Here is a 12518-nt window from a genome sequence, read left to right on the forward strand (position 1 = left end):
CCACCCCCGGCGACACACCCGGCACGTCCACCAGCCCCGGATCATCCACAAACACCCGCACCAGACCCTCCGGCAGCACACCGGCCATCCCACTCGCCGTAACCGCACACACCGCCCCCGCATCCGCGACCATCACCGCCACCCGCTCCACCGGCAACTCCGGATCCAACGGCACATACGCCCCACCCGCCTTGAGCACCCCCAGCAGCGCCACCACCAAATCCACCGAACGCTCCAGACACACCCCCACCACCGACTCCACACCCACACCCACACCCACACCCACAGCCATCAGACGACGCGCCAGCCGATTCGCACGGACATCGAGCTGCGCATACGTCAGCTCGTCCCCGGCACACTCCACCGCCACCGCATCCGGGGTCCGCGCCACCTGCGCCTCGAACAACCCATGCAATGTCCCCACCGGCAGCTCGACAGCCGTGTCATTCCACTCCCCCACCACCCGCCACCGCTCGATGTCACTCATGACATCAACGCCCTGAAGCGGCACATCGGGATCGCCGGCTAGCGCCTCAAGGACCCGCACCCAGCCCGCAGCCATCCGCTCCACCGACCCGGCATCGAAGAGATCCGCCGCACCGATCAACTCCCCACGCAGCCCGGCCCCACGACCTTCCTTGTCGAACACCTCCCCGATGAACACATCGAGATCGAACTTGGCCGCAACCTGCCGCTCAGCAAGGCCGTCAGGCACGCCGCCCGCCTGCACGCCCTGTAGGTCCAGCGAACTGCCGCCCGGGTTCTGCATGATGAGCAGCACCTGGTGCAGGGGGTTGCGCGCGAGTGAGCGGGCCGGGGCGAGTTCCTCCACCAGTCGCTCGAACGGCACGTCCTGATGCGCGAAGGCGGCCAGGTTCGTCTCCCGTACCCGTTCCAGCACCTCTCCGAAGGTCGGATCGCCTGACAGGTCGGTCCGAATCACGAGAGTGTTGATGAAGAACCCGACGAGATCGTCCAGCGCCTCATCGGTCCGCCCCGCCGTGGACACTCCGATCGGGATGTCGGTACCCGCGCCCAGCCGTGACAGCAACACCGCCAACGCCGCCTGCAACACCATGTACAACGTGACGCCCTGCTCCCGCGCCACCTCCACCAGCCGCCGATGCAACCCGGCCGACACCTCCAACGGCACCCCCACACCCCGATGACCGGCCACCGCCGGACGCGGCCGGTCAAACGGCAACACCAACTCCTCCGGCGCCCCCGCCAACGCCCCCCGCCAATACCCCACCTGCCCGGCCAACACACTGCCCGGATCGTCCCCATCCCCCAGCAACTCCCGCTGCCACAACGCATAGTCCGCGTACTGCACCGCCAACGCATCCCACTCCGGCGTATGGCCGGTCCTACGGGCCGCGTATGCCACCGACAGATCCCGCGCCAACGGGCCGCCCGACCAGCCGTCCCAGGCGATGTGATGCACCACCAGCACCAACACATGCTCTTCGGGACCGGTGGTGAACAGCCACGTCTTGACGGGCACTTCGGTCGCCAGGTCGAAGGTGCATGCGGTCGCCGCGGCGACTGCACCCGCCAGTTCGCTCCCAGCGAGCTCGACCACCTCCATCTGCCATGTCAGCTCACCGAGTTCGACGATCTGCTGGTACGGCTCTCCGTCGTCCAGCGCGATCAGGGTGCGCAGCACCTCATGCCGGCCCAGCACATCCCGAAGGGCCGCACGCAACGCCGGCCGGTCGACGCCGCCGGTGAGACCCATGACGATCGAGCTGTTGTACGTCGCGCTGGGACCCTCCAACTGCCCGACGAACCACAGCCGTTGCTGCGCATACGACAACGGCACCCGCTCCGGCCGCTCCCGCACCACCAACGCCGACCGCGCCCCACCCGCCTCCGTCAGCCGCAGGGCCAACTCCGCCGGCGTCGACGCCTCGAACAGCGTCCGCAGCGGCAGCTCCACCCCCAGGACGGTGCGGATACGGCTGACCAGCCGCATCGCGAGGAGGGAGTGCCCGCCGAGGGAGAAGAAGTCGTCGTCCACGCCGAAGGCCTCCACGCCCAGGACATGGGCGAAGGCTCCGCAGAGCAACTCCTCCTGCACCGTGGCCGGTTCACGGCCGGGACCGGCGGTGATGAGGTGGGGGGCGGGCAAGGCCTTGCGGTCGAGCTTCCCGTTCACGGTCACCGGCAGCTCATCCAGCACCACCACCGCCGACGGCACCATGTACTCCGGCAACCGCCCCGCGGCGAACCGCCGCACCGCAGCCTCCAGCACCGCTGCTCCGGTCTCCGGTACCACATAGGCGACCAAGGACATCTCGCCCGGGCTGTCCTCCCGCACCACCACCGCCGCCTGCCCGACCTGCGGATGAGCGGCGATCACGGTCTGTACCTCGCCCGGCTCGATCCGGAACCCCCGGATCTTCACCTGGTCGTCCACCCGCCCCAGATACTCCACCTGCCCGGCCGCGCTCCACCGGGCCACATCCCCCGTGCGATACAGCCGCCCACCCACCTCGAACGGCGACGCCACAAAACGCTCAGACGTCAACCCCGGACGGCCCACATATCCCCGCGCCAACTGCACCCCGGCCAGATACAGCTCACCCGCCACACCCACCGGCACCGGACGCAGACGCGCGTCGAGGACGTACACCCGGGTGTTGGCCACCGGCGCACCGATCGGCACCACCCCACCCGGCTGACCCGGCACGCACCGCCACCCGGTGACCTCGATGGAGGCCTCCGTGGGCCCGTACAGGTTGTGCAGTTCGACTTCCGGACCGAAGACCTCGAAGAACCGCTCCTGCACTGCAAGGCCCAGTGCTTCGCCCGAACACACCACCCGCCGCAACGACCCACACCGCGCCGCAGTCGGCTCCGCCACGAACGCCTCCAGCATCGAGGGCACAAAGTGCACCGTCGATACCTCCCGTGACCGGATCAACTCCGCCAGATACTCCGGATCCCGATGCCCGCCCGGCCGCGCCACCACCAATGTCGCGCCCTGCACCAACGGCCAGAACAACTCCCACACCGACACGTCGAAGCCGAACGGTGTCTTGTGCAACACCCGCTCACCGACCGCCAACCCGAACCGCTGCTGCCCCCAGCCCAACCGGTTCACGATTCCGGCATGCGACGTCACCACACCCTTCGGCCGGCCCGTCGACCCGGAGGTGAAGATGAGGTATGCCGGAGACTCCACCGACACCTCCACTCCTGGCGACATCCCCGGCAAGTCCTCCAGCTCCGGCTCATCCACCCACACCTGCACCAGGCCGTCCGGCAGCACACTGGCCAGCCCCGCCGCCGTGACCGCGCACACGACCCCGGCATCCGCGACCATCACCGCCAGCCGCTCCACCGGCAACTCCGGATCCAACGGCACATACGCCCCACCCGCCTTGAGCACGGCGAGGAGCGCCACCACCAAATCCACCGAACGCTCCAGACACACCCCCACCACCGACTCCACACCCACACCCGCAGCCATCAGGCGATGCGCCAGCCGATTCGCCCGCACATCGAGCTGCGCATACGTCAGCTCCACCCCGGCACACTCCACCGCCACGGCATCCGGGGTCCGCGCCACCTGTACCTCGAACAACCCATGCAATGTCCCCATCGGCAGCTCGGCTGCCGTGTCGTTCCACTCCCCCACCACCCGCCGCCGCTCGGAGTCACCCATGACGTCGACGTCATGAAGCGGTACGTCGGAGTCGGTGTCCAGCGCCTCGCCCAACGCCGCCGCCAGGCTCTCCACCGCCGTGTGCAACAGCCCGCACACCGCCTCCGAATCGGCAGGCGCCAGCGCATCGACCGTCAGCCAGATCCCCTCACCCACATCATCGACCGACACCGTCAGCGGATAGTTGGTGCGCTCCTCCATGAACAGCGCCTTGATGTCGTCGACCGGAATCTCGGTCGCGCCGTCTTGGGACTCGCTCTCCGCGGGGGTCGAGCTGGTGCTGTGCCGGTAGTTGAAGAGGGAGGTAAACAGCGGCGTATTGGCCGACACCCCACTGACCTGCTGGGCCAGCGTCAACGGAGCATGCTCGTGCTCCAGCAGCGCGGCCAGCTGACCGCGCATCCCCGACACCGCCTCCACCACACCCGTCCCCGCCAACCCCACCCGCACCGGCAAAGTGTTGATGAACAACCCCGCCACGCGGTCCGCACCCGCACCGGCGTTCATGCGCCCGAACAGCACCGTCCCGAACACCACGTCCGCACGCCCCGACACCGCTCCCAACACCCGCGCCCACGCCACATGGAACAACGTCGCCGGACTCACCCCAAGACGCCGCGCCAAGCCCCGCACCGCCGCCACCACCGGCGCCCGCACCGGCAGCTGCGCCCGCACCACACCCGCACCATCACCATGCACATCCACCAGCCCGTACGGCGCCGTCGGCTCCACCACATCACCCAACAGCCCCGCGAAATACCGCTCATGCTCCGACCGCTCCACCCCACCCCGCGCCTGCGCCACGAAGTCCCGGAACGGCAACGGATCCGCCAACTCCCCACCACGCCCCGCCAGAATCGCCCGCACCTCGTTCAGCACCACATCCATCCCGGTGTGGTCCTGCACCAGGTGATGCATCCGCAGCAGCACCAACCAGCGGCCCTCGCCCTCCGGATGCGCAGCCACAAAGGCATTGATCAGCGGCGCACGGCCTACGTCCATGGACGTTCCGCCGAGCGCGAGCAGGCCCTGCACCGGGTCTGTTCCGGACTCCAGCACGACTTCCCGGACCGGCAGTACCGCGCGGCGCCAAACGACCTGGACGGGTGCGGCCAGTCCTTCCCAGACCATGGAGGTGCGGTAGATGTCATGCCGGTCCAGCACCTGCTGCAGTGCCTGGGTGAACGCATCGAGCCGGGTGCGGGAAGCGAACTCCAGCACCACTGGCATGACATACGCGTCGTCGCCGTCCGTCCCCGCCATCAGGTGGTGGAAGAGGATGCCCTCCTGAAGGGGCGCCAGTGGATAGATGTCCGCGACGTTGCCCGCGCCGCCCGGAACGCGCGCCACGACCCGTTCGATCTCCGCTGCCGACAGCTCCACCAGCGGCAGCATCTCGGGCGTGATCGCCTCCGCACCCTCAGGGATACGGTTCTCCGGCACCGCCACCCGCTCCGCACCCGCCACGGCCGCCAGCCCCGCCACCGTCGGCGTCTCGAAGAGCGCGCGCACAGGTACGGTGACGCCCCTCAGCCGCAGCAGCTCCACCAGACGCACCGTCAGCAGGGAGTGCCCGCCGAGCGCGAAGAAGTCGTCGTCGACGCTCACCGTCGGCAGTCCGAGCACCTCCGCGAACGCGGCACACAGGATCTCTTCGCGGGCGTTGGCCGGCCCGCGCCCCTGGCCCGTGCCGTACTCAGGTGCCGGTAGAGCTCTGCGGTCCAGCTTTCCGTTCTTCGTCATGGGCAGCGCGTCCAGCGGCACGACCGCTGCGGGCACCAGATATTCGGGCAGCCGCTCCGCCGCGAACTGACGCACCAGCGCCGACAGCCCCTCCTCAACCTCCCCTTCCTTCGGTATGACGTAGGCGACCAGGCGTTTGTCGCCCGGGCTGTCCTCGCGTACCACCACTGCCGCCTGCGCAAGCGCCGGATGCGCGGCCACCACGGCCTGCACCTCGCCCGGCTCGATCCGGAACCCTCGGATCTTCACCTGCTCATCCGCACGCCCGAGATAGTGCAGCCTTCCGCGCGCATCCCACCGCACCCGGTCCCCGGTCCGGTACATCCGCTCACCGACAGCGAACGGACACGCCACAAACCGCTCCCCCGTCAGCCCGGCCCGGCCCACATACCCCCGAGCCAACCCCGCTCCCGCGACGTACAGTTCGCCCACCACACCCACCGGCACCGGGGACAGCGCATCATCGAGCACGTACACCCGGGTGTTGGTGATCGGCCCGCCGATATGCGGCTGCTCTCCTACCCTCAACGCGGCCGACATCGTCGCGCACACCGTCGTCTCCGTCGGACCGTACGCATTGACGAACCGACGCCCATCCGCCCACCGGGCCACCACCTCCGGCCCCAACGCCTCACCCGCCGACACCAACGTCGACACCGACGACAAACTCCCAGCCTCCAACACCCCCAACACCGCCGGCGGCAACGTCGCATGCGTCACCCCATGCCGAGCCACAAAATCCACCAGTGCCGGCCCCGGCACCAACTCCCCCACACCCCCCACCACCACACACGCACCCGAGCACAGCGTCACCCAGATCTCCGCGCCGGCCGCGTCGAAGCCGATCGAGGCGAACTGCAGCACGCGGCTGTCGCCCGTGACCTCGAACCGCTCCGACTGCGCCGCCACCAGGCTCCCGAGACCGGCGTGCGAGACCGCCACGCCCTTCGGCCGACCTGTCGATCCGGAGGTGTAGATGACATACGCCGCGTGTTCGGGGAATACCGGGCCGCGGCGCTCCTTGTCGTCCAGGGCGCTGTCGTCCAGCTCTGCCAGTGCCCCGATCACCGGCGGCTCGTCCAGCACCACGACCTCGGTGTCCGGCGGCAGCGCAGCCAGGTGTCCGGACGTCGAGATCACGCTCGCGACGTCGGCGTCCGCGAGCATGAAGGCGATACGTTCCGCCGGTTGGCCGGGGTCAACAGGCAGATAGGCGGCGCCCGCCTTCAGCACGCCCAGCATCGCCGCCACCAGGTCCGCGGAGCGGTCCAGCAGGATCGCGACGACCGACTCGGGTCCTACGCCCGTGCTGATCAGGTGCCGCCCCAACCGGTTGGCGCGGGCGTCCAGTTCGGTGTACGAAAGTCCGGACTCGCCGCACCGCACGGCGATGGCGTCCGGTGTCCGTGCCACCTGCGCCTCGAACAGCTCCCGCACGGTCCCTCGGGGGACGTCCGCGGTGGTGTCGTTCCAGGTCACGAGCACCTGCCGCCGCTCGGCCTCGTCCAGCACCGGCACTGCGCTCAGCCGCAGGGCCGGGTTCTCGGCCACCGTCTCGAAGACACGGACCAGTCGGCCCGCGATGCCCTCGGCCGACTCCCGGTCGAAGAGGTCGGCCGAGACGGTCAGCGCGCCACGCAGTCCGGCCGGCCGTCCGGACTCGTCGAACGTCTCCCTGATGCCGACGTGTACGTCCATGTCGAACTTCGCCACGGCGGGACCTGTGGCGGCAGCCGCACCTGCCAGGCCCTCCACCCGGGCACCGGGCAGGATCAGCGACCCCCGGCCGTGGTTCTGCACAGTGAGCATGACCTGGAACAGCGGATGGCGCGACAGGGATCGGGCCGGTGCCAGTTCCTCGACCAGGCGCTCGAAGGGGATGTCCTGGTATTCGAAGGCGCTGAGGCTCGACTCGCGCACCCGTGACAGCAGCTGCGCGAAGCTGGGGTCGCCGGTCAGATCGGTGCGTACGACCAGGGTGTTGACGAAGAACCCGATCAGGTCGTCCAGCGCCTCGTCGGTACGTCCGGCGATCACCGACCCGATGGGTATGTCGAACCCGGCCCCCAGCCGCGACAGGACGACCGCCAGGGCGGACTGCACGACCATGAAGAAGGTCGCGCCCTCGGCCCTGGCCATCTCCGCCAGCCGGCGATGGGCCTCGGCGGGGACGGCGAAGTCGATCCGGTGCCCCTCATGGCTGGCCACCATCGGGCGGGGCCGGTCGAAGGGCAGGTTCAGTTCCTCCGGAGCACCGGCGAGGGTCTCGCGCCAGTACGTCACCTGCTCGGCGAGCAGGCTGTCCGGGTCGTCCCCGTCGCCGAGCAGATCACGCTGCCACAGCGCGTAGTCCGCGTACTGCACCGCCAGCGGCTCCCAGACCGGTGCGCGGCCCTCCCGTCGGGCCGCGTACGCCGCTGTGAGGTCGCGGCCCAGCGGCGCCGTGGACCAGCCGTCGCTGGCGATGTGGTGCATCACGATGAGCAGCACGTGCTCCTCGGGACCGGCCGCGAACAGCCAAGCCCTGACCGGCACTTCGCTCTCGAGGTCGAAGACGTGTCCGGAGGCTTTCACGACGGCCTCGGGCAGCTCGTCGGGGGTGACCTCGACGATCTCCAGCTCCCAGTCCAGGTCGTCCAGGCGCAGGATGCGCTGGTACGGCTCGCCCTCCGACACCCCGAAGACCGTGCGCAGAACCTCGTGCCGGCCCAGTACGTCCCGCAGCGCCGCCGCGAGAGCCGTACGGTCGATCTCACCCAGCAGTCGCAGGCCGACCGGGATGTTGTACATCGCGGTCGTGCCCTCGAGCTGCGCGATGAACCACAGCCGGCGCTGTGCGAACGACATCGGGATCATCGGGACTCCTCCTGCTGACGCATCGGCCGCAACGTGGGCCTGGGCTTCTCACGGCGGCCGCCGTGTTCGGCGAGCCAGGTGGCGAGCCCGGCGGGTGTGGGCGTCTCGAACAGCACCCGGATCGGTATTTCCTCGCCGAGTACGGTGCGCACCTTGCTGACCAGCCTGGTCGCCAGCAGGGAGTGACCGCCCCGGGCGAAGAAGTCGTCGTCGACGCCGACTTTGGGCAGTCCGAGGACCTCCGCGAAGGCCGCGCACAGACTCTTCTCGCGGGCGTTGGCCGGCTCCCGGCCCGTGTCGGCACCGGCGCCGTAGTCGGGAGCCGGAAGGGCCTTGCGGTCCAGCTTTCCGTTCACCGTCATCGGCAGCGCGTCCAGCGGCACGACCGCCGCGGGCACCAGATGGTCGGGAAGCCGCCTTGCCGCGAACTGGCGTATCTGGGCGGTGAGTTCCTCTGCGCTGTTCGGTTCTACGGGTACGACGTAGGCGACCAGGCGTTTGTCACCCGGGCTGTCCTCACGTACCACCACCGCCGCCTGCGCAAGCGCCGGATGCGCGGCCACCACGGCCTGCACCTCGCCCGGCTCGATCCGGAACCCCCGGATCTTCACCTGCTCATCCGCACGACCCAGATAGTGCAGCCTTCCGCGCGCATCCCACCGCACCCGGTCCCCGGTCCGATACATCCGCTCACCCACGGCGAACGGACACGCAACAAACCGCTCCCCCGTCAGCCCCGGGCGGCCCACATACCCCCGAGCCAACCCCTGCCCCGCGACGTACAACTCGCCCACCACACCCACCGGCACCGGGGACAGCACATCATCAAGCACGTAGACCCGGGTGTTGGTGATCGGCCCGCCGATATGCGGCTCCTCCCCCACCCCCAACGCGGCCGACATCGTCGCGCACACCGTGGTCTCCGTCGGACCGTACGCATTGACGAACCGACGCCCATCCGCCCACCGGGCCACCACCTCCGGCCCCAACGCCTCACCCGCCGACACCAACGTCGACACCGACGACAAACTCCCAGCCTCCAACACCCCCAACACCGCCGGCGGCAACGTCGCATGCGTCACCCCATGCCGAGCCACAAAATCCACCAGCGCCGGCCCCGGCACCAACTCCCCCACACCCCCCACCACCACACACGCACCCGAACCCAACGCCATCAACAACTCCCACGTCGCCGCATCAAAACCCGCCGACGCAAACTGCAACACCCGACAACCCACCCCCACCCCAAACCCCGCCACCTGCGCCGCAACCAAACTCCCCACACCCGCATGCGACACCACCACACCCTTCGGCCGCCCCGACGACCCCGACGTATAGATCACATACGCCGCCGTTCCAGGTTCGACCGGAACGTCCAGGGCGTCCGGAGACTCCGCGGCGATCGCCGCCGCCACCGCCGGGTCGTCCACCGCGATCGTGCGGATACGGCCCGCCGGCAGGTCGTCAAGCACCGCAGCCGTCGCCACCAGCAGACCGGCCCGGCTGTCCCGCAGCATGTACGCGATCCGCTCAGCCGGATACTGGGGATCCACTGGCAGATAGGCTCCGCCGGCCTTCCACACCGCCAGGATCGAGGTCACCAGATCGACACCGCGGGGCAGACACAGGCCGACCACGCTCTCCGGACCCACGCCGAGATCGCGCAGTCGCCGCGCCAGCCGGCTCGCACGGGCATCCAACTCCGCGTACGACACCTCGACTTCGTCGGAGACGACCGCCATCGCCTGCGGGGTCCTGGCCACGTGCTCCGCGAACAGGCTCGGCGCCGTGATGGGGGGCACGTCGACCGCGGTGTCGTTCCACTCCACCAGCACCCGGCGGCGCTCCGCGTCGTCGAGCGTCGGCACCGCGCTCAGCGGGCGGTCCAGGTGCTCGGTCACTATGTCGAGCACGCGCACCAGCCGGTCGGCGATTCGCTCCGCCGTGCTCAGGTCGAACAGGTCCGCCGCCACGGTGAGTGATCCGCGCATACCCACCGGGGCACCCTCGTCGTCGAAGACCTCTCCGACGATCACACGGAGGTCGAAGTCGGTGGTCACATCTCCCCCCGGCAGGGGGGCGACCTGGAGGCCGGGCAGATCGAGGACCGCCCGGTCGGCGTTCTGCAGGGTGAGGGTCACCTGGGTGAGCGGGTGCCGTGCCAGGGAGCGGACGGGGGCCAGTTCCTCGACCAGCCGCTCGAAGGGGACATCCTGGTGGGCGAACGCGTTCAGACTCGTCTCCCGTACCCGCTCGAGGATCTGGGCGAAGGTCGGGTCGCCGGTCAGGTCGGTGCGTACGACCAGGGTGTTGACGAAGAGGCCGACCAGGTCGTCCTGCGCCTCGTCGGTACGTCCGGCGATGGCCGAGCCGATCGGGATGTCGTCGCCCGCCCCGAGCCGGGAGAGCAGGACTGCCAGTGCGGCCTGCACGACCATGAACAGGGTCACGCCCTGGTCCCGGGCCGCTCCCAGCACTTGTTGGTGCAGCTCGGCCGGGATCCGCAGCGGCAGCCGGTGTGCTCGGTGGCTCGCCACCGCGGGGCGGGGCCGGTCGAAGGGCAGGTTCAGTTCCTCCGGAGCACCGGCGAGGGTCTGCCGCCAGTACACCACCTGCTCGGCGAGCAGGCTGTCCGGGTCGTCCCCGTCGCCGAGCAGATCACGCTGCCACAGCGCATAGTCCGCGTACTGCACCGCCAGCGGCTCCCAGACCGGTGCGCGGCCCTCCCGCCGGGCCGCGTACGCCGCCGAGAAGTCCCGCATCAGCGGCGCCGTCGACCAGCCGTCGCCGGCGATGTGGTGGATCACGATGAGCAGCACGTGCTCCTCGGGACCGGCGGCGAACAGCCAAGCCCTGACCGGCACTTCCGAGGCGATGTCGAAGGTGTGACCAGAGGCTGCGGCGACGGCGTCGGGCATTTCCTCGGGAGTGACCTCGACGATCTCCAGCTCCCAGTCCAGGTCGTCCAGGCGCAGGATGCGCTGGTACGGCTCGCCCTCCGACACCCCGAAGACCGTGCGCAGAACCTCGTGCCGGCCCAGTACGTCCCGCAGCGCCGCCGCGAGAGCCGTACGGTCCATCCGGCCGGTCAGCCGCAGAGCGACCGGAACGTTGTACATCGTTCCGGCGCCCTCGAGTTGCTCGACGAACCACAGGCGCTGCTGAGCGAAGGACAACGGCAGCCGCTGCGGCCGCTCCCCGGCCACGAGAGCGGTGCGGCCGGGTGCCGCCTGTGCCAGTCCTGCGGCCACTCCGGCCGGAGTCGGGGCGTCGAAGAGGGCTGCGAGCTCCACCTCGACGCCGAGCACGGCGCGAAGTCGGCTGACCAGGCGGGTCGCGAGCAGCGAATGGCCGCCGAGGTCGAAGAAGTTGTCATCCACTCCGACCGCGTCCAGGCCGAGGATCTCGGCGAAGGCGCCGCAGACGATCTCCTCCCAGGCATTGGCCGGTGCCCGTCCGCCGTCGGTCGCGTAGTCCGGGGCGGGCAGCGCCGCCCGGTCGAGCTTGCCGTTGACGGTGAGCGGCAGCTCGTCCAGGACCACCACCGCGGCCGGGACCATGTAGTCCGGTAGCTGCTGTGCGGTGAACTCCTGTATCTGAGCGGCCAGTTCGCTCGTGGCACCGTCGGGTACGACGTAGGCGACCAGGCGTTTGTCGCCCGGGGTGTCCTCGCGCACCACCACCGCCGCCTGCGCGACCTGAGGATGCGCGACAACGGCAGCCTGTACCTCGCCCGGCTCGATGCGGAACCCCCGGATCTTCACCTGCTCATCCGCACGACCCAGATAGTGCAGCCTTCCGCGCGCATCCCACCGCACCCGGTCCCCGGTCCGGTACATCCGCTCACCGACAGCGAACGGACACGCAACAAACCGCTCCCCCGTCAGCCCCGGGCGGCCCACATACCCCCGAGCCAACCCCTGCCCCGCGACGTACAACTCGCCCACCACACCCACCGGCACCGGGGACAGCACATCATCAAGCACGTAGACCCGGGTGTTGGTGATCGGCCCGCCGATATGCGGCTCCTCCCCCACCCCCAACGCGGCCGACATCGTCGCGCACACCGTGGTCTCCGTCGGACCGTACGCATTGACGAACCGACGCCCATCCGCCCACCGGGCCACCACCTCCGGCCCCAACGCCTCACCCGCCGACACCAACGTCGACACCGACGACAAACTCCCAGCCTCCAACACCCCCAACACCGCCGGCGGCAACGTCGCATGCGTCACCCCATGCCGAGCCA

The 12518-nt window shown here is 69.7% G+C and carries 1 protein-coding gene and 1 pseudogene (both cut by a window edge); both read right to left on the reverse strand.

Annotated elements, in window-relative coordinates:
* Positions 1-8269 carry the 5' portion of a non-ribosomal peptide synthetase gene (locus P2Q00_RS06285; protein ID WP_275770359.1) on the reverse strand. It extends 1388 nt beyond the left edge of the window, so only the first 8269 of its 9657 coding nucleotides appear in the window; it begins with the start codon at positions 8267-8269; the stop codon falls past the left edge of the window.
* Positions 8266-12518 (reverse strand): annotated as a pseudogene (locus P2Q00_RS06290) (non-ribosomal peptide synthetase); its annotated part runs 5455 nt beyond the window's last position; the annotation flags it as partial. The pseudogene P2Q00_RS06290 and the gene P2Q00_RS06285, both read right to left, overlap by 4 nt.

It is taken from the genome of Streptomyces coacervatus (assembly GCF_029223485.1).
In the GTDB taxonomy this organism is placed as follows: domain Bacteria; phylum Actinomycetota; class Actinomycetes; order Streptomycetales; family Streptomycetaceae; genus Streptomyces; species Streptomyces coacervatus.